We start from the raw sequence: 25641 nt of genomic DNA on the forward strand, positions 1-25641 counted from the left end.
TGAAATATAAAAACATATATGAAAAGTAACGATCGAGGGAATAGGGGGATAATAAAACTTTTAAGAAGGAAAGAGTGTTCTTAAAGCTTTTTTTGCATCTATTCCTTCAAAGATAAATAATACAAGCTCTCTCTTTTTTACAGTAAGGAAAAAGGATATTAATGTGCTTAAGCTTTTAATAGAAGTAAGTGTTCCGTGTTTACTTATAAATACATTCGTTTGAAATGTTGTCATTAAAGCATAAAAATGATGAATCTGCGTTATTGTAGGTGTTTCATTATAAAGAATAGTAGTAGATTGGATTGCATTCATCGAAATATTCCTTTCCATATAGTAAGCATAACAATATAAACATACCCGTTTTAAAAAATGTTAAACATATAAACGTAAAAAAATATAATTATAGTTTTTTACGTTTAGAAAGCGTTACGAAGGGTATACATATACTACAAAGAGATTGACTCAAGATGAATTATAAGATTTCTATTCTATAAAAATATACTTTTACTTTAAATAAAAAGGAGTCTGGTATACATGAATGAAATGATGATTGATATTACATTTGATTTAATTTACTTGTTAAGTAGTTCGCTTGTAATCCTTTTACTATTCGCTTTTTTCGTAAATGGTTATGTTAATAAAAAGATTAGTGTATACAGAAATGAAGAAAGATAAAGATACATTATATAAAACTTTAGGAGGTTAATAGTTATGGATGTAGATAGAAAAATAGTAGGTGTTTTTAGAACAATTGATGATGCGGCATGTGTTATTAATGAATTAAATGATAAAGGATACTCGGCGGATAATATTTCAGCTATTGCGAAGGATCAAAAGGAAATTGAACATCTGGAAGAAAAATCGGGTGAAAAAGTGAATCATGAAACTGCACATAAAGCGGATATCTTTTCAGCGACAGGGCTTGTGGCAGGAGGAGTAGCAGGCGGACTCGGTGGTTTATTAACAGGTCTTGGTATACTTGCCGTTTCTGGAATGGGTCCAATCGTAGCAGCGGGACCTATTGCAGCAGCTATTGGAGGAGCCGGTATTGGCGGAGGAGCTGGAAGTTTAATAGGAGCATTTATCGGATTAGGAATTCCCGAAGAACACGCTAAGAAATATGAAGAATACATTTACGATGGAAATATATTAATTTTAGTAGATGCAAAATTAGATGATAAGTTAGAAATCTATAAAATATTTGATAAGCATAATGCTTATAACTCTGATTTCTTTAAATAATATGTACTTCACATATCAATGATGAAAAATGTAAACATAGTGAATATCGTTTTTTGATCTTACAACTTTGGCGCGGCCGAGGAGTCGTATAACTATAAGAGAGGAAGGGCTTATAGTAAAAGATCAAGTTCTATTCTGTTATTTAAAAGGGAAGAGGTGTCTTTTCGTGATTGTAAAAATAGTAAAGGATAGTAGTAATAGCTTCCTTTGTACAGTTCAAAATAAAAGTGGAGAACAGTATGTGAAGAAATGGTTTCGTAAACAGAAAAACAATGAAGAATTAGGGCGACCAACTTTTAAAGAAGTAGAAAAGGACTGGAAGGAAAATAGAGAATCGTTTATGTATCCTAATGTTAAAGCGCTTTAGTGAACAAAATAGTCGCTGTATTCTTACAAAACTGTCACATTCCTGTAAGGTAATTCAATAGATTCGTTACTTGTTCCATGTCATAATAAAGACATAAGAAAGCTTATTCAAACTACAACTTATTAGGAGCGTGTCAGTCATGATTGTAACAACAACGTCTGGAATTCAAGGTAAAGAAATTATTGAGTATATCGATATTGTAAATGGTGAAGCTATTATGGGGGCAAATATTGTTCGCGACTTATTCGCTTCTGTTCGTGATGTTGTCGGTGGTCGTGCTGGTTCTTACGAAAGCAAGCTAAAAGAAGCTCGTGATATCGCAATGGATGAAATGAAAGAACTTGCAAAACAAAAAGGTGCGAACGCTATCGTTGGTATTGACGTAGATTACGAAGTTGTTCGTGATGGAATGTTAATGGTTGCTATAAGTGGTACAGCTGTACGTATATAAGTAAATAAAAAACAGGCTCCCCCTTGAAGTTCATGCTTTGAGGGGATTTTTTTGTCTTCGCTTATTTTGTAATCGCGTCTGTTTTTGGATTATGAATAATTGTTTCCTGTCTTGCTATAAATTTCATAGGCGAAATAACCAAATAAATAGCCTATTCCAGACCCTAAACTAATGGAAAGCAGTGAGAAATCCGGGAAAAACATACCGAAAATCAAACCGATCATACAGCCGACAAGCATTCCCATAGGTATGAAACTATCTAATAACAGTTGAGCTTTTTGAGATTTTTTCTTACCTAATTTTCCGTTCTTATATTTATGTTCCAATCTTTTAATTACAAATACTACAATTCCACCAACTATTACAACAGGCGCGATTGCCGTGATTAGCCACATGTGAAAATCTCCTTTCACCTTTTAATAGAATTATACCAGATACTTACAATTAGTTATTCCTAAACGTATTATCTAGTCTATTTAAATGGCCAATCAAAAAGACTCCTTCAATTGTAATCAATAACTCGTCAAAAACACTTTCCCTTTAGCTTTCTCAGCAGACTGCACGATATCAACCGCTGTTTTCGCATCTGTTAGGTCGTATGTAGAATGTACTTTCATAAAACGTAATTGTTTATTTTCTACTAAGCGAATTAAGTGACGAAACGTTTCTTGCCATTTATATGGTGACACTTCTTTATTCCAATGTCGTAAATGAAATATGTTTGCGTGCACTTTTGCTTTCGTGACAATCTCTGCCCAGTTAACTTGTACACCTGATAGAAGACCGATCGTTAAAAAGTGCCCGTTTGGACGTACACAAAATGCTAATTCATTTCCGTCAGGTCCTCCAATAGAATCAATCGCAGCATCTGCACCAATCCCATTTGTTAACTCCATAACGGTTTCATAAAGCGGGGCAGTGGAAGTATCGATTACATATGCAGCACCAAGGCGTAGTAATTCTTCTGTATGCTTATTATTTCTTGTAACAGCAATGAATCGGAAGTTTAAAATTTGTGATAACTGCGTAAAAAGATGACCAATAGCGGATCCACAAGCATTCACTAATAAAACGTCATTACGTTGTAAGTTTAACGTTTCTGTACATGTAACCCACGCCGTAAGAGGATTAATATACATTTGTGCCGCTGTAAAATCATCAATGGAATCCGGAATAGGGACTACCAAATCAGCTGATGTCTTCACATATTCTTGCCAAGTACCTTCTCCGCGTAACGGTAAAACACGTTTACCGATAAGGTCTCTCGTAACGCCCGCACCTACATCTTCTACAATACCAACACCTTCATAACCAGGTATGTTAGGTAATGGGATTCTATGAGCGTACGCTCCGGTGATTGGAATTAAGTCAGATGGATTAATCGGTCTAACTAACATACGAACGAGAACTTCATTCTCTTTTAGAGGTTCTATATTTTTATATTCAACTTGTAATACATCTTTTGGGTTACCAAACTCATGAAATTGAATGTGTTTTCCGTGCAAGATAAAAGTGCCCCCTTAGTTTGATTGGGTTTATTATAGCATTTTTGGTTGGAGTGATTATTTCGTTATCAAAAAATAAAAGGGAACAGAAATTCGTCGTTTATCTATTTGATAAAATCGATTTCTCCTGAATACGTAGTAATAATAAGAAAAAGACGCTCTTGTGAGCGTCTTTTTCTAACTTGAGATAGATACATTATTATTGTTCTACTAGGCTACATAGTTCTCGTATAAAGTTTTCTCACACAAATGATCTGTGTATCAATTTGCTTTTGATATACAGATCATTTGTATGATAACTCGTATAGATAATTGCTGAATAATAATCTTACATAAATGCTTTTAAAAGTTCTTGAACTAATGGAATTACCCCACCTACAAATTTTAAAACTGCCATTGCGATTTCCATATGAGTGCCTCCTTTTTTAATGGTAGGATGTAATGAATCTTTATATACCTATTATAGTAAGCGCTTACAAATACATCAATGCATTTCGATATGCAATATTTCATATTTGCATTCAGTAATGAGGATAAAGAGGAATTAATAATTTATCTCGCTATTTGTGGGGTGGATTGCCTGTAAAAGCACAATTGATGAGGGTTAATAACCAATGGGGATAGACAAAAGCTCCACTGATTAAAGTTTCACTTTATCAAAATGTAAGTTGCATCTTGTATAATGTAATGGTGGAGGTCAGATATGAAAAAAATAAGTTTAAATATAGATTTGGATACAAATGTATTGGAAGTGGTATTTATTCCAAGAAGGTTTATTATTTTATGGATTACACTCGTATATATAGCTTCAATACTTTTAGAATTTCGTAATAATATTTTCTCTATGGATAGTTTTTTCTTTACAATAGTCATTGTTATTCATACTATTTTTCATTGGTATGCGAGTTCATTAAAAAATAGGCAATTGTTGTACTTCTTTTTTGTACAACTTTTCATTGTGTTTTTGGCTGCGTTTATTGCAACAAATGCTTCGATAGCGATTTTTGTTGGGTTAACTCCTATTTTAATCGCCCAAAGTTTATATGTTTATAACAATATATTTAAAGTAATGGCAGTTTTTACTCTTATGTATGCAATATTTTGTGCTGCAATTAGTATCAATTATGGTGTGAATAAATTAGCTATTCTTATCTCTATGTTTCTTTTAGTGTTAGCAATTATTATTCCTTTTTCTTATATTAATAAGCAGCAATTTGATGCACGTAATCGTATACAGAGCTATATTAAAGAGTTAGAGTCTGCATATATGCGAGTGGAAGAATTGACATTAGCTAATGAAAGGCAGCGTATGGCAAGAGATTTACATGATACGTTAGCGCAAGGTTTAGCGAGCTTAATTATGCAATTGGAAGCGATAGATGCCCATATGCAAAAAGGGAATACAGGACGATCTCAAGAGATTATGAAACAAACTATGATAAGAGCGAGACAAACTTTACATGATGCAAGGTTGGTTATTGATGATTTGCGTCATACTACTAATTCATTTAATGGAGCAGTAAAAGAAGAGGTTCAACGTTTTTCTGAAGCTACGTCTATACATGTGAGATTTACTATCCAAAGTCCACCGTATATTTCAAGCGTAGTAAAAGAGCACTGCTTATATGTAATTAGTGAATGTTTAACAAATATCGCAAAACATTCACAGGCAGCAGATGTAAATTTAAATGTTGAATATATCGATGATCTTGAAAAACTTACTATTGAAGTTGAAGATAATGGAATTGGTTTTGATACTAGATATATCGGTAAGAATCCTGGACATTATGGTTTAATTGGTCTAAATGAGCGTGTTCGATTGATTAAGGGAGAAATACATATATTGAGTGAAAAGATGAAAGGTACGAAAGTGTATATTCAAGTGCCTATAAATAAAGAAGGAGATAGCCATGAAGCATAACGTATTAATTGTAGATGATCATTTCGTTGTAAGAGAAGGTCTGAAATTAATAATAGAAACGAGTGATTCATTTCAAATTATAGGTGAGGCTGCAAACGGAGAAGAAGCCCTTTCTTTCATAGAAAAGAAGAAACCTGATGTCATTTTAATGGATTTGAATATGCCTAAAATGAGTGGTTTAGAAACAATTGAGGCTTTGAATGAAAAACAAAACCATACGCCGATTATTATATTAACTACTTATAACGAAGATGAATTAATGTTAAAGGGAATTGAGTTAGGGGCAAAAGGATATTTGCTAAAAGATACGGATCGAGAGAATTTGTTTCGAACATTGGAAGCGGCTATTCGAGGTGAGATTTTACTACAACCAAATATTATGGAAAAGATAGTGAAGTATAAAAGGAAAGAAGTACATGCTGATAAGGTTGCAGAAAATAACTTAACGGTTAAAGAATTGTTTGTGCTGAAAGCTATTGCGCGCGGATATAAGAATAAAGAAATTGCATTTGATATGGGAATAGCTGAGCGAACGGTAAAAGCATATTTAACAAATATATACAATAAATTAGGTGTTAATTCACGGTCAGAAGCAGTAGCTGTATCTATTGAAAGGAAGTTAATTCATTTTTAAAATATTATATATGCCCAATCGTACATTATAGGCGTGCCCTTTTGTACGATTTTTTTATTTCTTTCTCATGTTATGCTTCAGAAAGTATGAGAGATTTAAGAACAATCTAATTGCATTACAATTATAGACGTTTCTAATGTAGGAAAGGAAGAAGAATAAGTAAATGGAAACTTTGCTTTTAATTCCTGTATTAATTTTCTTTATTTGGCTGCAAAGCAAACAAACAAAATTAAACTGGATACATATTATTACTTTTCTCCTGATGATAGGGATTATTACTTATACGGCGCCGCAACCAATGACTAGAGATTTACAAGCAGAGTTATTGGCAGTTACGCTTTTTTCTTTCGCTATTGGTGTTTGGCAAGGTGGAGGAATTACAGTTTGTTATGAGGATGGAGTTTTATATATTACAAATGGAAAACAGTATTCCATTTCATGGATTCTTTTAATAATCGGCAACATAATTATTATTAACACATTTGAAGGTGGATTTACATTTAATGGATTGTGGATTATTTTATGTAGTGTTGTCATTGCATCTGGGGTGAAAAACAGTATTCTATGTATTCTATACAAATTAACAGTGCGAAATTGAATAGAAAAAGGATATTTTTTTATATTGATATAGAAATTAATACTGTAAGTTCATCAAAAGATTGTAGCCGATAAAAACGAGAAAGAAGAATGGGGGAGTTAGCGTAGATGTTTCTACCTATTACTACATTTGATAGGTTTATTTGGCTGGGGAATGTTGCTTCCTCTTCGGAAAAGATTAACAGGAATCTGGCGTTTTCGAGGGCTGAAGAAAGTAATGTTAATTTGTGTAAAAAGAAATGTATAGGTTCAATTAATAATATGCATCAAAAAATAACGATAGCTTCTGTGGAATATGGTCATAATTTTGTGTTGGGTCGTGCAGAACCACATTCAACAATTGTCATAACAAGTGGTGATATGTATGTTGGAAGCGGACGGGTTAATAAGTATGGGAAATTTAAAGTATGTACGAATGATTATCTAGAAAGAGATTTGGTAATAGAGATTCAGTTGATAATGGGTGGTTTTTATCAATTGAGTATAACGGTAAAGATAGAACGTTAAGATAGGATTATTTCTTTTTTTCCACTATATAAAAAGGAAGCAACCGTAGTTGCTTCCTACATCAATTAAGCCGAAGCTTTCTTCATTCTCTCAAGTAAACTAGATAACACATGCGTACGATATGATTCTAGTTTTTTACCTTCGTAAGTACGAATACCTAATTTTTTAAGTTCTTTTACATACCAACCTTTGCTTCCGAAATACATGTGATCGCTCCCCTTCAACTTTGTTTTATTTGTTCTGATTGCATATGGAGGTACAGGTAATATAATGAAGGAAATGAATTTCGTGCGAAAATGGTTAACTTTGTTGCAAAAGACATATATACTAAGGATAGTATATAACGAGGTGGGCAAGACGTGATTATAGAGAAGCACGAAATTCAAATTGACCAAATTACGAGCGGTAAAGTGAATATCTTTACTTTCTATAGGAATAGAAAGCAAGTTGATGATCATTTTTTACGATTGCAAGAACCATCGCTTACAGCAAACTACTTCTTCCATTTTCATTTTGATGCAGAGAGCTTGCATCTACTGCAGGAAGAGTTTCCGAGCGTATATCCGTACGACGGTAGTGAAACGATTCACGACTGGACGGAAAAGATGAAAGCAGAATTGCAACATCAGATCCAAACAGGAAAATGGAATAATCGCGTACGTATCGGTAATCGCATTCTAGATGTGGTGTTTACGTGGTGTGACGAAGATATAGTAGAGTGAAAAAGAAGCGGATGACGCTTCTTTTTTTAGCGCTGGAATAAAACGAGCTTACCTGCAGAAGATGTGCAGCGATGTGTTTTTTCATACAATCCTTTTTCTTGTAAAATAGATTCACCTTTTGCTTTCGCTTCTTTTTCAGTTGCCGCCTCGAATGATTCGTCTAATGCTTTAGAACCATCTTTTTCAAAGACTGTTAGAACGTATACTCCCATGAAAATTCCCTCCAATAATAAAAATCAGAATCTTATAACTATTTTGGCATAAATCGCTAGAATATGCAAAGAAATATATGACATTGCGTGTTACAATAAAGTGAAACTTTAACTAGTGGGGAGTCTATTCATTCCTACTTATTAAGGTTTTCAGCAATTTTAATGTTGATAAAATGAAACTTTTGAAAGATAGAAAGGATCGTTATTTGTGAAACAAGTGAAGTTTATACATGCGGCTGATTTGCATTTGGATAGTCCGTTTAAAGGGATGGAAATGAATGTTGCGCAGTCTGTTTGGGAGAGAATGAAGCAAAGTACGTTTGAATCGTTCGAACGTATTATTGATAAAGCGATTCAAGAGCGCGTTGATTTCGTATTACTAGCCGGGGATTTGTACGATGCGGAGACGAGAAGTTTGAGAGCGCAAGTGTTTGTGCGCGAGCAAATGAAGAGACTGTCGCAGTATGATATCCCTGCTTTTATTATTCACGGTAACCATGATCATTTAGGGGGAAGCTGGGCAGCAATTGAGTTTCCGGAAAATGTTCATGTATTTACGGAGCCTTATGTAGAAGAGAAATCATTTTATAAAAATGGTGAGCTATTAGCTTCTATTTACGGGTTTAGTTATTTGCAGCAAGCGGTAACGGATAATATGACAGCGCAGTATACGAAAATGAGTGATGCGCCTTTTCATATTGGCATGCTTCACGGAAGTATGGAAGGAGATGCAGAGCATAATCGTTATGCACCGTTTCAAATTCGTGAGCTGAAAGAAAAGCAGTTTGATTATTGGGCTCTTGGTCATATACATAAACGTGAAATTTTATTAGAAGAGCCGTGCATTATTTATCCAGGTAATATACAAGGCCGTCATCGTAAGGAGACAGGGGAAAAGGGTGCATACCTGATTGAACTTACGAAACAAGGAACGCAATGTTCATTTTTCCATACGGCAGATGTTGTATGGGATGAAATTGAAGTGAATATTGATGGACTGCAAACTGTCGATGAGCTTATGACGTTGATATCAAGTGCGATGAATGAGTGCCGAAGAGAAGAGGAAGGGACGCTACTTACTGTCGTATTTACAGGACAAGGCCCACTTTCTCCTTATTTACGTGATGAAAAACGTGTGGAAGAGATTTTTCATATTTTAGCAGCTGGCGAAGGGCGAAAAGACTTCGTATATGCGATGAAGTGGAAAAATGAGACGGTTTCTTTTGCGGAAATCGAGCGTTTGAAAGAGGAAAATCATTTCGTCGGTAGTGTGCTAAAAGAGCTAGAAGCTTTCACTAATATGGACGGCGTGTTACGCACGATTTGGACATCTCCTGTAGCGCGTAATAGTATTGAATCTTTTACAGAAGAAGAGAAGAAAGAGATTCAAAAGGAAGCAGAAAATATTATTTTAGAGCAATTATTCCAGCAAGAGAGGGATAAGAAATGAGAATTGAAAAACTCCATATTTATGGGTACGGAAAATTAGAAAATGTGGAAATAGATCTGTCAATGCTGACAGTGTTATACGGTGAAAATGAAGCGGGGAAATCGACAATTCGCTCATTTATGAAAAGTATTTTATTCGGTTTTCCAACGAGAGGACAGCGCCGTTATGAGCCGAAAGAAGGTAGCAAGTATGGCGGTGCGATGACTATACAAACAGAGAAGTACGGTCGTTTGAAAATTGAGCGATTGCCAAAGACGGCAGCTGGCGAGGTGACCGTGTATTTTGAAGACGGGAAAACGGCCAACGAGGAAATTTTACACGATATATTAAGCGGGATGAATGAAAGTTTATTTGAATCTGTCTTTTCATTTGATATGCACGGTCTTCAAAATATTCATCAGCTAGGCGAAGCGGATATCGGAAATTATTTATTTTCGGCAAGTGCAGTCGGAAGCGATGCGTTATTACAGCTAGATAAAAAACTAGAGAAAGAAATGGATCAGCGCTTTAAGCCGAGCGGTCGTAAACCAGAAATTAACGTGTCACTGCAAGAAATGAAGAAGCTTGAAGAGAAGATGAAAGAGTGGCAAGGGAAAATTGGCACGTATGAAAAGCAAGTGGAGCAGTTAAAAGAAAGTGAAGAGAAACTTGCTGCTGTTCGTGCGGAAAAAGAGAGTGCAGAAAAGCGAAAGCAAGATTATGAAATATTAGCTGTGCTTGAGCCTCTCGTTATTGAAAAGTGTGCGCATGAGAAAGTGTTAGAAAACGAGGGCGGACAATTTCCTGTAAACGGAATGGCGCGTTATGAAGCGATTAAGGCGAAGATGGAGCCGCTCCAATTACAAGTTGATTCGCTCCATAAAAAAATAGAGAATGTGCAATCGGAAATTGAATCGATTCAAATAGATGAAGAGTTTTTACAAAAAGAAAGTTATGTAGAAGAACTTCGTATGCAGCATATGTCTTATGAAAATGCACGCCAAGAAATGCGTGATATAACAGGAACGATTACGAACATAAAAGAAGAACTGACAGAATTAGAGCAACAAATCGGTGCTACTTTTGAAAAAGAAACAGCTCTTTCGTTTGATATGAGTTTGGCAACGAAAGAGTTAATTACGCAAACGGTGCAAAAGGCGCGCGAACTAGAAACGCAAAAAGTACAGCTTGACGAGCGTTTTAAAGTAGCGCAAGAGCAACTAGAAGAACAAGAAGAAAATATAAAACAGGTTAAGCAACAAATGTTAGCGGATGAAGAACGAAATACGCTAGTTGAGAAAGAAAAGTCATTCCAAGATGCGGCATTTATCGGTATGGGTGCAGAGCGAATGAAGCGCAAGTATGAAGAGAAGGCAGGAGCCGCAGTGCAAAAGAAAAAACAGTGGCAAAGAGTTTGTCTTCTGTTACTTCTTATTAACACAGTCGTTTTATTCACAAGCTTATTTATAGACAACCGCCTACTCTTATTTATTAGTGTCATTATTTTTGTAGGGATCGTTCTTGCCCTCGTTTTATATAAAGATCCTTCAAGTGGATTACAAGAAGAGCTTCTTACTCTTCAGCAAAGTGCTGGCGGGAGACAAAGTGAAGAAGCGATGTCTGTGCGCTATCAATTAGAAAAAGATGAAGAGATACGTAAATTATTTGAGCGTGAGTCATATAAGTTACAGCAAATGGAGCGAGCGTATGATAAAGTCGTTTCATCGTATGAGGAATGGGAGAGAGAAACGTTCCGCATTAGCGAACAAGTAAATGTGTATAAAGTGCGCTTTATGTTCCCTGAATTTTATACGTATGCACACATATTGCCGGCGTTTGAGCGTATGGAAAAAATGCAGCAATTATATCGCGAGTTAGAGAAACAAAGTGAGCGGAAATCTTCATTATATGAAATGATTTCGCAATTTGAACATAAACTAGAAACTGTTATCGGTAGTGCGGAGTATAGTAAACTGCACGAGGCACAAAGCCGTATGCAAAATGAGAAAGAGAAGCGACAAACTTGTAAGCAGCGAAAAGAGAAGCTTGCGGAATGGCAAGAAGAATATGAGTTCATGCAGGAGCAATTGAAACAACTGTTAGTAGAACGAGATGGTTTATGGCATATCGCACATTCTACAGATGAAGAGATGTTTTTAGAAGCAGGTAAACTGGCAGAAAAACGTGAAGATGCTGAGAAGCAAGTAGGGCGTTTATTACCGCAAATTGATCTGTTAGAACAGCGTTTAACGAGTTTATCATTAGCTGAACATTATGAGGCTGACGGTTATGATGAAAAATTAAAGCAAGAAATGACAGCTGCACAAAATTGTCTTATGAAAGAGAAAGAACTGACAGAGCGTATTGCGAAACATCGTATGGAAATCGCGAATTTAGAAGAAGGTAGTACGTACGGTGATTTACTGCACGAATGGGAAATGAAAAAAGCGCAAGTGCGTGAACAAGTGAAGAAGTGGGCTGCTTATGCGGCCGCGAAGACAGTATTAACGAAAACGAAGCAATATTATCATGAAGTACATCTTCCTCGTATTTTACAAAAATCAGAAGAGTATTTCGTCTATTTAACAGGCGGACGATATAGTAAAATCTTTTCACCGTCAGAGGCGGAACCGTTCATCGTTGAGCGTAACGACGGTATGCGTTTTTACAGTCATGAACTAAGTCAAGCGACAGCAGAGCAGTTATATTTATCGTTACGATTTGCGTTAGCGAAAACGTTTGAGCATGATTATCCATTTATTATTGATGATAGTTTCGTGCATTTTGATGCGATAAGGACGAATCGTACAATTGAACTCATAAAGGAAATTGCGAAAGATAGACAAGTCATCTTCTTTACATGCCATGCGCATTTATTAACGTATTTTACAGAAAAACAGATTATAAAATTAACGCATAAGCGTAAAGAAAATGAGTTGTAGTATGCTATACTAAAAGTAATTGATATGGTGGAGGAATTCGAATGAAAAAGAAAATTGCAGAATATGAAGTTGGTGAACAAGTCGATGTTTTCTTGTTAATTAAAACAGCGACGAAAGGTTTAGCAAGCAATGGGAAACCATTTTTAACAGTAATCTTACAAGATCCAAGTGGAGATATTGAAGCGAAGCTATGGGACGTATCGCCAGAAGTTGAGAAACAATATGTAGCAGAAACAATCGTTAAAGTAGCGGGTGATATTTTAAACTACAAAGGACGTATTCAATTACGTGTGAAACAAATACGTGTTGCAAATGAAAATGAAGTAACAGATATCTCGGATTTCGTAGAAAAAGCGCCAGTGAAAAAAGAAGATATGGTTGAAAAAATTACGCAATACATATTTGAAATGAGAAACCCGAACATTCAGCGTCTAACAAGACATTTGTTAAATAAGCATCAAAATGAATTTTTAGAATATCCAGCAGCGACGAAAAATCATCACGAGTTCGTATCTGGACTAGCTTATCACGTTGTATCGATGCTTGATTTAGCGAAAGCTATTGCGGCTCTATACCCATCATTAGATAAAGACTTACTATATGCAGGCGTTATTTTACATGACCTTGGTAAAGTAATCGAATTATCTGGCCCAATTTCTACAACGTACACGTTAGAAGGAAATTTACTAGGCCACATTTCTATTATGGTGAACGAAATTGGTAAAGCAGCAGACGAGCTACAAATCGATGCAGAAGAAGTATTAATTCTTCAACACATCGTGCTTTCTCACCACGGAAAAGCAGAATGGGGTAGTCCAAAACCACCGTTAGTAAAAGAAGCAGAAATTCTGCACTACATCGATAACTTAGATGCAAAAATGAACATGATGGACCGTGCATTAGGACGCACAAAACCAGGCGAATACACAGAGCGTGTTTTTGCACTTGATAATCGTTCGTTCTATAAGCCGACGTTCCATAATTAATAATGTGAATCAAATGGCCTCATTAAGTGTTAAAAACTTAGTGAGGCTGTTTTTTATTGAAAATGAAATAAAGTGAAACTTTAATCAGTGGGGGTTTTCTTCATCCCCTACTGATTATTAGTTGAACCAATCGGACTTTAATGGGCAGCCCGACCCCCACCTAAATTCTTTGCTTTCGCTGAATTTTGAGGTGGGGGTCTTACTGCCCATTAAAGCGGGATAAAATAGTTAAGAAGTACGCATGGGTGTAACGAAGAACTAATAAAACATATCTTGCCACTAGAATGGGAGCATATCAACTTTTTAGTTGAGTGTCGATAGAATATGACAGATATTAAAGTTAGAATCCCTTCAGCCTTTACAACAGGTCTAAAAATAACAGCCAAATTTTATGTTGAAATTTGTTTAAAGTATATTTTCATTACAATGTGGGTGAGCCCCATCTCCATCAAGCTAAGATTATATAAGTTACATTTCACGTGAAATTTTTTTGGTTCTTTCTTTTTTAATATGCACCTAATTGATTTAAGTTTCTAATTATGCAAATAACTTTGACTATAATGGTAACTTCTTGTAAAATTACATACATATGAAGGGGATTTTTGGATTATTTTAGAAAGGTCTAGTGTTTTTTAAATGACAATAGGATTTGAAGAGGGAGAGACGAAAATACCATGAAATATTTGAAGAAAAAATCGGGGAAAATTTTATTAGCAACTGGATTAGCATTTTCTATGGCAGCTTGTGGTGTAACTGATAACAAAGAAAAAACAAACGCTGAATCTAGTAAACAACAAAACAATAATAATAATGATTCAAGCAATAATAACAATAATAGTAGTTCAAACAACTCTAATGGCAATAATAACAGTAACGGCAATGCAAATAACTCTAATGGCAATAATAACAATAACAGCAATGCAAATAACTCTAATGGCAATAATAACAATAACAGCAATGCAAACAATTCTAATGGTAATAATAACACTAATACAAATAATGAATGGGGCACTAATAATAGTAATAATAACTCGAATAATAATTCAAACAATAATCAACAAAAACCTAATCAAAATCAAGAGCAATCTGCTACAAGTGTAACTTTAGAACAACATGGGATTATTGTTACAGTTCATAAAGTTGAACAAGCTGATAATATAGTTCGTGTGAAGTACACAATTAATAACACTACAAACCAAACTATTTTTTCCGGTGCACCTGGGGCTAAAATAGAACAAAACGGAAAAAGTACAATACCATCAGATTTCAAAGGGAATTGGGATCAAAGAGGATATATTGCCCCACATACAAGTGTAGATGGAACAAACCTTTATTCATTGAGCGAAATAACAAATGAATTTGACTTTAAAATTAGACCTGATTTTGAGGATATAAAGAATAATCCACCCGTTGATAGTTTTATTTTAAGGGTAAAAATGTATTAATGAGAAATAAAATAATAGAAGATCAAACTAGATAGTTTTTCTAGATTGATCTTCTTATTTTATATTCCCCTTCATTGCAACACTTTTGCAGTATCCCCTTGCTCAAATCATCATAAACGTGATACATACTTACTTCCTATGTAGGGGAGCTGAAGCACGTTTTCCAATCTTTAAAGCAACTCTTCAGTTTCGTTCGGATGAACAAATAGAGTGGGAAACGGATTGGAAGATGGAGTGTTCGCATCACTCTTATCAAATTCCGCTCCAATTAGAAGGAAGAGATATGATAATAATTATGTTAGAGGGATGTTACAGCTGATGCGGAAATGGATACATGAAAACGTAAGGGAAAGTTTATAAAAGACTTAGCGTTGTAAATCCACATTTTTATGACGCTATCCCATATAGAAATTCATCATTCTCCAGTTCAAAATGTTATGCAATAAAAAAATATCTCGAATTTGAGATAAATCACTTGCTTTTTAATCACTTGAGTTGTAAAGTGATAGTAACGAAAGCGATTGAGTCATATGAAAAACATACACTCACTTGCTTTCGATTTACAAAACAAAGTAACTTATTCAGTAAAAACTAAGATGAATTTACAAAAATATAATGAGAATAAATTGAAACGCTAAAAACCATATTAGTTGTGGGAAATGTTATTTTTTAGTTATCACTTGACTAGTAAAACGAAACGGAGGAATAAACAATGTATGAAATTAAAGGGCATCATCACATTTCAATGGTTACGAAAAATGCAAATGAAAATAATCACTTTTATAAAAATGTACTTGGCTTACGTCGTGTGAAAATGACAGTAAACCAAGATGATCCATCAATGTATCACTTATTTTATGGAGATAAAACAGGAAGTCCAGGTACTGAATTATCGTTTTTCGAAATTCCTTTAGTAGGAAAAACGTACCGCGGTACGAATGCAATTACTCGAATTGGATTACTAGTTCCTTCAGAGGATAGCTTGCATTACTGGAAAGAACGTTTTGAGAAATTTGATGTGAAACATAGTGAAATGACAACATATGCAAATCGTCCTGCTTTGCAATTTGAGGATGCTGAAGGTCTTCGGTTAGTACTACTCGTTTCAAACGGAGAAAAAGTAGAGCATTGGGAAACTTGGGAGAAATCAGAAGTTCCTGCTGAACATCAAATTCAAGGAATGGGCTCTGTGGAAATGACAGTTCGTAGACTTGATAAACTGGCGAGTACATTAACAGACATATTTGGTTATACAGAGGTTAGCCGAAGCGATGAAGAAGCGGTTTTCCAGTCTATTAAAGGAGAAGCCTTCGGAGAAATCGTTGTGAAATATTTAGATGGTCCTACTGAAAAGCCAGGCCGCGGTAGCATTCATCATTTAGCAATTCGTGTAAAGAACGATGCAGAGCTTGCTTACTGGGAAGAACAGGTAATACAAAAAGGTTTCCATTCTTCAGGCATTATCGACCGTTTCTACTTTAAAAGCTTATACTTCCGTGAATCAAACGGAATCCTATTTGAAATTGCGACAGATGGACCAGGATTTACAGTTGATGGAGATGTAGAGCATTTAGGAGAAAAACTTGATTTACCGCCGTTCTTAGAAGATCAGCGAGCAGAAATTGAAGCGATATTAGCACCTATTGAAGAGAAATAATAGAAGAGAAAATATAACTTTAAAACCATTGGAGGAATATAAAATGAACCAATTAAAAGGAATTCACCACGTTACAGCAATTACAAGTAGTGCAGAAAAGAACTATGAGTTTTTCACTCGCGTTTTAGGAATGCGTTTAGTTAAAAAAACAGTAAATCAAGATGATATTCAAACATACCATTTATTCTTTGCAGATGATAAAGGTAGTGCAGGAACAGATATGACATTCTTTGACTTCCCAGGTATTCCAAAAGGAGTACACGGTACAAATGAAATTTCAAAAACTTCATTCCGCGTTCCAACTGATGCAGCATTAGCATATTGGGTGAAACGTTTTGATCGTCTTGAAGTGGAACATACAGGCATTAAAGAGCAATTTGGTAAGAAAACTCTTTCTTTCGTTGACTTTGATGATCAACACTATCAATTAATCTCAGATGAATTAGATAACGGGATAGAATCAGGTACACCGTGGCAAAACGGTCCAGTTCCATTAGAATATGCAATTACTGGCTTAGGCCCTGTATTTATCCGCATTTCAAACTTTAGTTTCTTTAAAGAAGTGTTAGAAAAAGTTCTATTGTTTAAAGAGGTTGCACAAGAAGGAGAATTCTATTTATTTGAAGTAAACGAAGGCGGAAACGGTGCATCTGTCATTGTAGAACATAATACGGTTCTTCCAGAAGCACAACAAGGTTTTGGTACAGTTCACCATGCTGCATTCCGCGTAGAAAATCGCGCTGTATTAGAAGAGTGGATTGAGAGAATCGGTAGCGTAGGGCTTCCTTCATCTGGCTATGTAGACCGTCACTTCTTCGAGTCATTATACGCAAGAGTTGCACCACAAATTTTATTTGAATTTGCAACAGATGGCCCAGGGTTTATGGGAGATGAGCCATACGAAACACTTGGCGAAAAATTATCTTTACCTCCATTCTTAGAGCCAAAACGTGAAGAAATCGAAAAATTAGTTCGTCCAATTGATACAGTGAGAAGTACGAAAGAATTTATTAAAGAATAAAAATAGTAAGTAGGAGAGCAAGTAGTTTTAGCTGATCGCTGGAACTGCTTGCTTTTTTATTTGTTTCATGAAGTTTTCTGACAATTATTTCTCAAGTTATCAAAAAGGAAAACTTTGGTATAATTAATTAAAATATTTAATTTTCTGACAATTATTTTTCAATACATAGAAAAGAGGTGATAATATACAATTTGGATAATTGTATAAATATCCAAATTTTGTAAGTTTGGAGAAAAGGGGATGCGAGTGTATGGGAGCAGATGTAGTAACAAGGGAGCAAATGAAACATTCTTTAGATGATTGGTATCGTGTAATGTTGCAGCAAAATATAGAGAAGGCTAGGGAAATGAAGGAAGATATTGAGAGTGAGTTTTCTAATGTAAAAGAGGATGGGGATTTATGGCTATATTACTCTTTATTAGATTTTAGATATAAAGTGCTGGCGGATGGCTTACAAATTACTAAAAATAGTTTTGATAAAATTGATGAAATTTATAAAACGTCTGAAAATCGTTTGTCATATTACTATTATTTTTTTAAGGCAATGCATGCAACTCTAATATCAAATTACAATGATGCAAGTAGATGTTATGAGAAGGCCAAAACACTAATAAAATATATTCCTGATGAATTAGAATATGGGGAATTCTGTTATCGTCTTTCTGCATTTTTCTACAATACAAGGCAACCAATGAATACAATAAAATATGTAAATAAAGCTAAAGAAATTTTTTCAAAACAAGCAGGACAAGATATGAATATTGCTTTATCTCAAAATCTTTTAGGACTAACTGCCATACAAATAAAGCAATATGAACAAGCAGAAGAGTGTCTAAATTCAGCGATAGATATTCTACAAAAACAGGATAACGCTATATTGCTTTTAAGGGTACGTCATAATTTAGGGTGGCTATACGCAAGTCAAAACCTTTCTGCACTAGCTATTCGACATCTTTCGGAAGTAACAGAGAAATTCCCAGCACATTTCAAAGCGATTTTCCTACAAGCTAGGGAACATTTTAAACTGGGAGAAACAAACATTGCTGAAGAATTAATTGATAGAGGATTAAATATTTGTATGGAGTTAGAAAATGAAGAGTATATACATCATTTTAGTATTTTAAAAGCAGTAAATGGTAATGTTCCTATTAAAGAATTAGAGCAGATTATCCTTAAAGGAATTACTTATTTTGATAAAGAATCTTTATATAGTTACACTCAGGAATATGTGGAAAAACTTGCAATAAAGTTTCGTGAGGATGCTAATTACATGAAAGCAAGTGATTATTTTTACAAAGCATTACAGGCAAAAGAGAAGAAGATAGAGAGAGGAGCATTAAAATAATGTTTAAAAAAATAGGTATGACTGTAACTGGTATAGTGTTAGTTGGTATTGTATCTGTCGGTTTAAATAGTTCTTTTGTACAACAAGCGGAGCACGGTGATGTTCCAGCACCAGCAAAACCAGACTACGTTAATATAGGAGATACAGGAGGAGCGCCAGCCAATTTCAATAAAGGAGATGGCGGAGCACCAGCAGATAATAGAGGAGACGGCGGAGTAAGCCAACTATAATAACAAAGAAAGGGACTTCAACATGAAGTCCTTTTCTTTGTTATTAGGCCATGTAGAGAAAAGAATTGACTTACTTTAAATATGTAACTATAATAGTTACAAAATAACCATCACTAATGGCAGTGAGTAATATTTTTTTAGTATAATTGTAACTGTTATAGTTACAATTAAAATTAATTATAAAACAACCAAATAATGTAAAAACTTTAAATAGCAACAAGAGAAAGGAGACGGGAATGTTGAAAGGGTTTAAATTTTATTTTATTAGCGGTATTGTGCTCGTTTTGTTAATCGTATGTAACTTCGTTGATAAGCCGATTGCGAAGGTTGGAGAAGTGAAAAATAATGTTATGATGAAGCTGAATACGAAAGAGAGTATGGCGCAGATTGATGGGCAGACGATATACTTTAAGCAAATTGGTGAGGGGAAGCCGCCTTTACTTATGCTTCACGGGTTTGGTGGTTCTTCAGATGGGTTTAGTGATATTTATCCGGAACTTGCACGAGACCATACGATTATCGCGGTTGATATTTTAGGATTTGGACGTTCTTCGAAGCCGGTTGATTTTCAGTATTCGTTTCCTGCGCAAGTGAATTTATATTATAAGTTAATGAAGAAACTCGGATACGATCAATTCGCAGTACTTGGTCATTCGATGGGCGGAGAGATGTCTCTAAATTTAGCGTATTTATATCCGGATGCAGTAACGCATCTCGTTTTAGCGGATTCTACAGGGATCGAGTCTTTCCAGCAAAAAGAAAGCTATGAAGTGCCGCCGCTATCAACGGACTTACAAACTGTAACAGAGATTACAGATTACAATAAAAATGCAGTGAAAAATAGTCGCGATGATAAAGAGCATTATGATCAGCTGACGAAAATGAGAGAGCGCCGCATTGCGATGGAAGCTGATAAAATTAAGGTGCCGACTTTAATTATATGGGGACGACACGATAAGAGCGTTTCTTGGAAAAATGGTGAACTGTATCATCAGCTATTTACGGATAGTACGTTCCATATTATTGAAAAAGGATACCACGCACCGTTTCGTCAGGAGCCAATCGAATTTATGGAATATGTACAAGCGTTCTTCGCGAAGAATCCACAATAAATTTTAAGCATAAATCCACTGCTTTCCTCATACAGTGAAACTAATAAGGCTTGTCTAAGGAAAGGAATGAAGTACAGTGGAAACTTTACCATGGTGGGTGTATCTTGTAATCGTTGGGATCGTATTAAGTGGCTACATGGTTTTATATACTTCAAAAAAAGAGCAAGATATGGATAATGAGTTTATCGAAAAAGAAGGCGAAGTGTATATGAAGCGTTTAGAAGAAGAGCGAGAGAAACGGAATCAGGATAGTGATAAGGATTCTGTATTACTTTAATAGAAATGTTGAAAGGCTATCATCTAGTAAAACTTTACATCTAGGTGATAGCTTTTTTCTTTTTGGAGAGCATGTATACGAAATTCATCATGAACTTTTACTGATGGTATTTATATATATTTTTTCTCATAAGAATGGAACTAGCGCGATATTTACTGGGAGGGATTAACAATGCATAGGGATGAAACTACATTACATCCGGATACAGGTGTTACATCTGTAATGTTTGTTGAACGTTCATTAAATGAAATTCGTTTTTGGTCTAGAATCATGAAGGAGCATTCTCTTTTTCTTCGCTTGGGATTTAGATGCGAGGATACGCAACTAATCGAAGAGGCGAATCAATTTTATCGATTGTTTGAACATATCGAACAAATAGCGCATTCCTATACAAATGAAACAGATCCTGAGCAAATCAAAAGATTTAATGCAGAAGTACAACAAGCCGCAACTAATATTTGGGGATTTAAACGAAAAATTTTAGGATTGATTCTCACATGTAAATTGCCAGGACAAAATAACTTTCCGCTGTTAGTTGATCACACAAGTAGGGAAGCTGACTATTTTAGAAAACGTTTAATACAATTAAATGAAGGGAAATTAGATGCCCTTCCTGATGCCATTATTAAAGAAAATGTTTTCTTTCTAAGGATTATGGCAGACCATGCTAAATTTATTGGTCATCTTCTTGATCCATCAGAAAGAAAGCTTGTAGATACAGCGCGGAATTTTAGCAATGATTTTGATGCATTAATGTATCAAGCAATTGACTTAGAATCTATGAAACCACAATCCCAAACAGTCCCTCTTTTAGATCAATTTTTAGATCAAAATCGTGTGTCGGTTGCATCTCTTCGGGATTTTAAGAAAACAGCACGTGATTTAATTGAACAATGTAAAATAAAGAGTATCATCCATCCATTATTAGCAGACCATGTTTTCCGTGAAGCTGATAGATTTCTTGAAATCATTGATATGTATGATGTTCATCTTACAAATATTCAATCACAACCTAGATATTAGAAGATAAGGAAAAATACTATTTTGCTTTCAGCGGGGAAGTTAACAATGTATTGTTAGCTTCTTTTCTTTTTGATGAAAAGGTTTGAAAATGAATATTTACGTTATTCTTTCTGGAGAATGATAAGAAAGGGTAGCATATTTTTTATGCCTCATTTAGTCTTTACCAGTATCGGTTCTTTGTATTATTGTTCGGGAAATTATTATAGAAGAAAAATATATGGAATTGACACAATACATAGCGCAATTACAACCTGTAACGCACAAGTTGCACAGGCTATGCAACGACAACTCGCTTTACTCTTCATCATGTATTTGTCCATACTAGGCATAGAGAGGTGATAAACACAGTATGATTTTTAGTGAACGTTTAAAAGAAGAACGAGAAAAACGAAATTGGTCGCAAAATGATTTGGCTGAAAAGATTCATGTAAGTAGGCAATCTGTTTCTAAATGGGAGACGGGAAAGAACTATCCGAGCATTGAAATTATTATTCATTTAAGCGATCTGTTCGGTATTACGATTGATGAGTTGCTAAGGAGTGATGAAGAGTTGACACAGAAAGTTATTGAAGATAGTAAGCAGTTGGCATATCCAAAATGGAAGGTGTTTTTTGATAGCTTATTTATGATGGGCGTATTTTTATTTGTTACAAAAATCGTTGTGTGGATGTTAAATAAGTTTGCAGGAGCGAGCATTACAATTATAGTGGATGCACCGTATGTAATGAATTTTTTACCGCTCTTATTAATGGTTATAGGTGGTATGGGATCTGATAAGTTGAAGAAAATATATAGGTAAGAGAAAGTTTTGAAAGAAATCCCCGACACTAGCTGTTCTTTTCACTTAAATTGTGTACTATAAAGGATAGGATGACATAAAGAAGGGGACATATAGAATGGAATTTCATGAACAAAAGATTTTGCCGGCAGTGAGGCAAATTAAAGATTTGGAGAAGTTACTACATAGTTCGTATGAATATATCGTTATTTTAGATATTCATGTCGGTCAATTGAAGAGTGTTATATCACTTGCGAAGCAATATTGTAAAAAGGTGTTTTTACATGTGGATTTAATTCATGGCTTGCAGAGTGATGGGCATGCGACGGAGTATTTATGCCAGGAATTTAGACCATACGGGTTACTTTCGACAAAGGCGAGCGTAATTATGAAGGCGAAGCAAAAAGGTGTTGTGGCAATTCAGCGTATCTTTTTAATCGATTCGAGTGCAATGGAGAAGAGTTGCAATCTTTTAGAAAAGACGAAGCCAGATTATATAGAGGTGCTTCCAGGGGCAATGACGGACATTATCGCTGAAGTGAAAGAGCGTACTGGTGTACCGATTTTGGCGGGTGGTTTTATTCGTACAGTTGATGATGTGGAGAAAGCGTTAAATGCTGGTGCGACAGCAATTACGACATCAAAACGGGAACTATGGAAACATTACCAAAAAAAGTGACGAAAATGTGAAAAAATTCTGTTGACACCGCTTTCATGAGAGGTTAACATTATAGACAAGTTAATAAACGTGACGGAGAAAAGTAGAGATCCACATTTCATTGTTTCTATATAAACTTATATAGAAGCGTGCAAAGCTGTGGGTCTTTTTCTTTTGACAAAAACGAATGGCCATTCATTTTACCTCTATCACATTTGGAAGCGTTTAAATTGATTGTGGAGGGATACTATGTCAGCATTTTTAGGAGAGTTAGTAGGGACTGCGTTGTTAATCTTACTTGGTGGCGGCGTTTGCGCTGGTGTAAGTTTAAAGAAATCGTTTGCGAAAGATTCTGGTTGGATTGTTATTACAATGGGCTGGGGCTTAGCAGTTGCTATGGCAGCGTATGCGGTTGGATCAATTAGTGGGGCACATTTAAATCCGGCTTTAACGATAGGACTTGCTTTTAAGGGAGCGTTCCCATGGAGTGACGTACCTATGTATATCGCAGCACAAATGATTGGGGCAATTATCGGGGCAGTTCTCGTATATTTACATTACTTACCACACTGGAAAGAAACAGAAGATCCAGGAACAAAGTTAGGTGTATTTGCGACAGGTCCAGCAATTCCGAACACATTTACAAACCTTTTAAGTGAAATGATTGGAACATTCGTTTTAGTATTTGGTATATTAGCAATTGGAGCAAATAAATTTGCAGATGGTTTAAATCCATTTATCGTAGGTTTCTTAATTGTAAGTATTGGTTTATCATTAGGTGGAACAACAGGATACGCGATTAACCCGGCTCGTGATTTAGGTCCGCGTATCGCACACTTCTTCCTTCCGATTGCAGGAAAGGGCGGTTCAAACTGGAAGTATGCATGGATTCCAGTAGTTGGTCCAATTTTAGGCGGATCACTTGCAGGATTATTCCATCAAGTTGTATTTGAAGGAAAACAAAATGTAGCACTTATTTATGTGATTATTGCAACTGTGATTATACTAGCAATCTCTTATATGACAAGTAAAAAAAGTGAAAGCAATACAAATAGTAGAAAAGTAGCATAGGGGGAAACCGATATGAAAAAATATATTCTTTCTTTAGACCAAGGAACAACTAGCTCACGCGCAATTCTGTTCAATAAAAAAGGTGAAATTGTTCATTCAGCTCAAAAAGAGTTTACACAACATTTTCCAAAGCCAGGTTGGGTAGAGCATAATGCACAAGAAATTTGGGGATCTATTTTAGCAGTTATCGCAACTTGCTTAAGCGAAGCAGATGTAAAACCAGAACAAATCGCTGGTATCGGTATTACGAACCAACGTGAAACAGCGGTTGTATGGGATAAAACGACTGGTAAACCAATTTATAACGCAATCGTATGGCAATCTCGTCAAACAATGGAGATTTGTGATGAGTTAAAAGAAAAAGGGTATAGCGAAATGGTTCGCGAAAAAACAGGTCTTTTAATTGACGCATACTTCTCTGGTACGAAAGTAAAATGGATTTTAGATAATGTTGAAGGTGCAAGAGAAAAAGCAGAAAACGGCGATCTATTATTCGGAACGATTGATACGTGGCTTGTATGGAAATTGTCTGGCGGTAAAGCGCACGTAACGGATTACTCAAATGCATCACGTACATTAATGTTTAACATTCACGACTTACAGTGGGATGATGAGCTTCTAGACATGTTAACAGTGCCAAAGAGCATGCTTCCAGAAGTACGTCCATCATCTGAAATATATGGAGAAACAATTGATTATCACTTCTTCGGTCAAAATATACCGATTGCAGGTGTAGCTGGTGACCAACAAGCAGCATTATTTGGACAAGCTTGTTTCGGTGAAGGTATGGCGAAGAACACGTACGGAACTGGTTGCTTCATGTTAATGAACACAGGTGAAAAAGCAGTAGCTTCTGAGCACGGCCTATTAACAACAATTGCATGGGGTATAGATGGTAAAGTAAACTACGCATTAGAAGGAAGTATTTTCGTAGCAGGTTCTGCAATTCAGTGGTTACGTGACGGAATGCGTATGTTTAAAGATGCAAGTGAGAGTGAAGTATATGCTTCTCGCGTTGAATCAACTGACGGTGTATACGTTGTACCAGCATTCGTAGGATTAGGTACACCGTACTGGGATAGTGAAGTACGCGGCGCTATGTTTGGTGTAACGCGCGGTACGACGAAAGAGCATTTCATTCGTGCAACACTAGAATCTTTAGCGTACCAAACGAAAGATGTATTATGTGCAATGGAAGCAGATTCAGGCATTGAACTGAAAACATTACGCGTTGATGGCGGAGCAGTTAAAAATAACTTCTTAATGAAGTTCCAAAGTGATATTTTAGATGTTCCTGTAGAGCGTCCGGTGATCAATGAAACGACAGCTTTAGGTGCAGCATACTTAGCTGGTCTTGCGGTTGGATATTGGAAAAACCAAGATGAAATTAAAGAACAGTGGCATATGGACAAACGCTTTGAACCAACGATGGAAGCGGAAACAAGCGAAGAGCTATATGCTGGATGGAAAAAAGCAATTGAAGCAACAAAAGCTTTCAAATAATCATAA

General features: G+C 35.5%; 29 protein-coding genes and 1 pseudogene. 24 read left to right on the forward strand and 6 right to left on the reverse strand.

Features of this window, described 5'->3' with window-relative positions; all coding sequences use genetic code 11:
* Positions 1-60 precede the first annotated feature (60 nt).
* On the reverse strand, positions 61-312 hold the full coding sequence (locus tag QCI41_RS23465; RefSeq protein ID WP_142306237.1) for a hypothetical protein: 252 nt from the start codon (positions 310-312) through the stop codon (positions 61-63).
* A gap of 222 nt (positions 313-534) precedes the next feature.
* Between QCI41_RS23465 and QCI41_RS23470 the strand changes: the two genes are divergently transcribed.
* From QCI41_RS23470 to QCI41_RS23485, 4 genes are all read left to right on the forward strand, one after another.
* Positions 535-675, forward strand: a complete 141-nt coding sequence (locus QCI41_RS23470) for a hypothetical protein (protein ID WP_001004564.1) — start codon at positions 535-537, stop codon at positions 673-675.
* Between the two features lie 36 nt (positions 676-711).
* Positions 712-1242, forward strand: a complete 531-nt coding sequence (locus QCI41_RS23475) for a general stress protein (RefSeq protein ID WP_000382164.1) — start codon at positions 712-714, stop codon at positions 1240-1242.
* Positions 1243-1408: 166 nt separating this feature from the next.
* Positions 1409-1609, forward strand: a complete 201-nt coding sequence (locus QCI41_RS23480; protein WP_046957135.1) for a DUF4028 family protein — start codon at positions 1409-1411, stop codon at positions 1607-1609.
* 139 nt (positions 1610-1748) lie between these two features.
* Positions 1749-2060: a YbjQ family protein gene (locus QCI41_RS23485; protein WP_353836530.1), complete on the forward strand. Its 312-nt coding sequence runs from the start codon at positions 1749-1751 to the stop codon at positions 2058-2060.
* Positions 2061-2149: 89 nt separating this feature from the next.
* Here QCI41_RS23485 and QCI41_RS23490 read toward each other — a convergent pair whose 3' ends face one another.
* The 3 genes and pseudogenes from QCI41_RS23490 to QCI41_RS23500 form a co-directional block, all read right to left on the reverse strand.
* Positions 2150-2455: a hypothetical protein gene (locus QCI41_RS23490; RefSeq protein ID WP_353836529.1), complete on the reverse strand. Its 306-nt coding sequence runs from the start codon at positions 2453-2455 to the stop codon at positions 2150-2152.
* A gap of 117 nt (positions 2456-2572) precedes the next feature.
* On the reverse strand, positions 2573-3565 hold the full coding sequence (locus QCI41_RS23495; protein WP_353836528.1) for a zinc-dependent alcohol dehydrogenase family protein: 993 nt from the start codon (positions 3563-3565) through the stop codon (positions 2573-2575).
* 328 nt (positions 3566-3893) lie between these two features.
* Positions 3894-4078: pseudogene (locus tag QCI41_RS23500) on the reverse strand (hypothetical protein).
* A 190-nt stretch (positions 4079-4268) separates the two neighbouring features.
* On the opposite strand from QCI41_RS23500, the gene QCI41_RS23505 reads away from it, so the two are divergent.
* The 4 genes from QCI41_RS23505 to QCI41_RS23520 all read left to right on the forward strand — a co-directional run bounded on the left by QCI41_RS23505 (position 4269) and on the right by QCI41_RS23520 (position 7224).
* Positions 4269-5486 carry a sensor histidine kinase gene (locus tag QCI41_RS23505; RefSeq protein WP_046957133.1) on the forward strand — a complete coding sequence of 406 codons (1218 nt, stop codon included), beginning with the start codon at positions 4269-4271 and terminating at the stop codon, positions 5484-5486.
* Entirely contained in the window at positions 5476-6120 is a 645-nt protein-coding gene (locus QCI41_RS23510; protein WP_002087211.1) for a response regulator, read from the forward strand. Before QCI41_RS23505 ends, QCI41_RS23510 begins: the two co-directional genes overlap by 11 nt.
* 163 nt (positions 6121-6283) lie before the next feature.
* A complete protein-coding gene (locus QCI41_RS23515) occupies positions 6284-6718 on the forward strand; it encodes a hypothetical protein (protein WP_353836527.1) in 435 nt (144 codons plus the stop codon).
* A 107-nt stretch (positions 6719-6825) separates the two neighbouring features.
* A complete protein-coding gene (locus QCI41_RS23520) occupies positions 6826-7224 on the forward strand; it encodes a hypothetical protein (protein ID WP_353836526.1) in 399 nt (132 codons plus the stop codon).
* Positions 7225-7289: 65 nt separating this feature from the next.
* Here the strand turns inward: QCI41_RS23520 and QCI41_RS23525 are convergent, their stop codons facing one another.
* Positions 7290-7430, reverse strand: a complete 141-nt coding sequence (locus QCI41_RS23525; protein ID WP_000273536.1) for a YflJ family protein — start codon at positions 7428-7430, stop codon at positions 7290-7292.
* 153 nt (positions 7431-7583) lie between these two features.
* On the opposite strand from QCI41_RS23525, the gene QCI41_RS23530 reads away from it, so the two are divergent.
* The gene (locus QCI41_RS23530) at positions 7584-7946 is read left to right on the forward strand and encodes a hypothetical protein (RefSeq protein ID WP_353836525.1); all 363 of its coding nucleotides are present in this window, start codon (positions 7584-7586) and stop codon (positions 7944-7946) included.
* Positions 7947-7972: 26 nt separating this feature from the next.
* On the opposite strand, the gene QCI41_RS23535 is transcribed toward QCI41_RS23530, so the two are convergent.
* Positions 7973-8158, reverse strand: coding sequence for a YhzD family protein (locus tag QCI41_RS23535; RefSeq protein ID WP_000539551.1), 186 nt, complete (start codon positions 8156-8158; stop codon positions 7973-7975).
* A gap of 208 nt (positions 8159-8366) precedes the next feature.
* On the opposite strand from QCI41_RS23535, the gene QCI41_RS23540 reads away from it, so the two are divergent.
* From QCI41_RS23540 to glpK, 15 genes are all read left to right on the forward strand, one after another.
* The gene (locus QCI41_RS23540; protein ID WP_353836524.1) at positions 8367-9608 is read left to right on the forward strand and encodes a metallophosphoesterase family protein; all 1242 of its coding nucleotides are present in this window, start codon (positions 8367-8369) and stop codon (positions 9606-9608) included.
* Entirely contained in the window at positions 9605-12529 is a 2925-nt protein-coding gene (locus QCI41_RS23545) for an ATP-binding protein (protein WP_353836523.1), read from the forward strand. Before QCI41_RS23540 ends, QCI41_RS23545 begins: the two co-directional genes overlap by 4 nt.
* A gap of 41 nt (positions 12530-12570) precedes the next feature.
* Positions 12571-13515 (forward strand): 3'-5' exoribonuclease YhaM, encoded by a 945-nt coding sequence (yhaM, locus tag QCI41_RS23550; RefSeq protein ID WP_000726645.1) that lies wholly within the window; start codon positions 12571-12573, stop codon positions 13513-13515.
* A 674-nt stretch (positions 13516-14189) separates the two neighbouring features.
* Positions 14190-14960, forward strand: a complete 771-nt coding sequence (locus QCI41_RS23555; RefSeq protein ID WP_353836522.1) for a hypothetical protein — start codon at positions 14190-14192, stop codon at positions 14958-14960.
* A 712-nt stretch (positions 14961-15672) separates the two neighbouring features.
* Complete coding sequence (locus QCI41_RS23560) at positions 15673-16617, forward strand: ring-cleaving dioxygenase (RefSeq protein WP_353836521.1); 945 nt, start codon at positions 15673-15675, stop codon at positions 16615-16617.
* 43 nt (positions 16618-16660) lie between these two features.
* A complete protein-coding gene (locus QCI41_RS23565) occupies positions 16661-17638 on the forward strand; it encodes a ring-cleaving dioxygenase (RefSeq protein ID WP_353836520.1) in 978 nt (325 codons plus the stop codon).
* Between the two features lie 250 nt (positions 17639-17888).
* The gene (locus QCI41_RS23570) at positions 17889-18983 is read left to right on the forward strand and encodes a response regulator aspartate phosphatase (protein ID WP_000500581.1); all 1095 of its coding nucleotides are present in this window, start codon (positions 17889-17891) and stop codon (positions 18981-18983) included.
* Complete coding sequence (locus tag QCI41_RS23575) at positions 18983-19213, forward strand: Phr family secreted Rap phosphatase inhibitor (RefSeq protein ID WP_327973834.1); 231 nt, start codon at positions 18983-18985, stop codon at positions 19211-19213. Before QCI41_RS23570 ends, QCI41_RS23575 begins: the two co-directional genes overlap by 1 nt.
* Positions 19214-19452: 239 nt before the next feature.
* Positions 19453-20325 (forward strand): alpha/beta fold hydrolase, encoded by an 873-nt coding sequence (locus QCI41_RS23580; protein WP_353838809.1) that lies wholly within the window; start codon positions 19453-19455, stop codon positions 20323-20325.
* 76 nt (positions 20326-20401) lie between these two features.
* Positions 20402-20602, forward strand: coding sequence for a sporulation YhaL family protein (locus QCI41_RS23585; protein WP_000449223.1), 201 nt, complete (start codon positions 20402-20404; stop codon positions 20600-20602).
* A gap of 171 nt (positions 20603-20773) precedes the next feature.
* On the forward strand, positions 20774-21625 hold the full coding sequence (locus QCI41_RS23590) for a DUF2935 domain-containing protein (protein WP_353836519.1): 852 nt from the start codon (positions 20774-20776) through the stop codon (positions 21623-21625).
* 349 nt (positions 21626-21974) lie between these two features.
* Positions 21975-22424: a helix-turn-helix domain-containing protein gene (locus tag QCI41_RS23595; protein ID WP_199714228.1), complete on the forward strand. Its 450-nt coding sequence runs from the start codon at positions 21975-21977 to the stop codon at positions 22422-22424.
* A 97-nt stretch (positions 22425-22521) separates the two neighbouring features.
* Positions 22522-23082 (forward strand): glycerol uptake operon antiterminator GlpP, encoded by a 561-nt coding sequence (gene glpP, locus QCI41_RS23600; RefSeq protein ID WP_060629825.1) that lies wholly within the window; start codon positions 22522-22524, stop codon positions 23080-23082.
* 228 nt (positions 23083-23310) lie between these two features.
* The gene (gene glpF, locus QCI41_RS23605; protein WP_353836518.1) at positions 23311-24132 is read left to right on the forward strand and encodes a glycerol uptake facilitator protein GlpF; all 822 of its coding nucleotides are present in this window, start codon (positions 23311-23313) and stop codon (positions 24130-24132) included.
* Positions 24133-24144: 12 nt separating this feature from the next.
* Complete coding sequence (gene glpK / locus QCI41_RS23610; protein ID WP_353836517.1) at positions 24145-25635, forward strand: glycerol kinase GlpK; 1491 nt, start codon at positions 24145-24147, stop codon at positions 25633-25635.
* Positions 25636-25641: the final 6 nt, after the last annotated feature.

Origin of the sequence: Bacillus cereus group sp. MG4, assembly GCF_040460055.1 — a bacterium.
Taxonomy (GTDB): domain Bacteria; phylum Bacillota; class Bacilli; order Bacillales; family Bacillaceae_G; genus Bacillus_A; species Bacillus_A wiedmannii.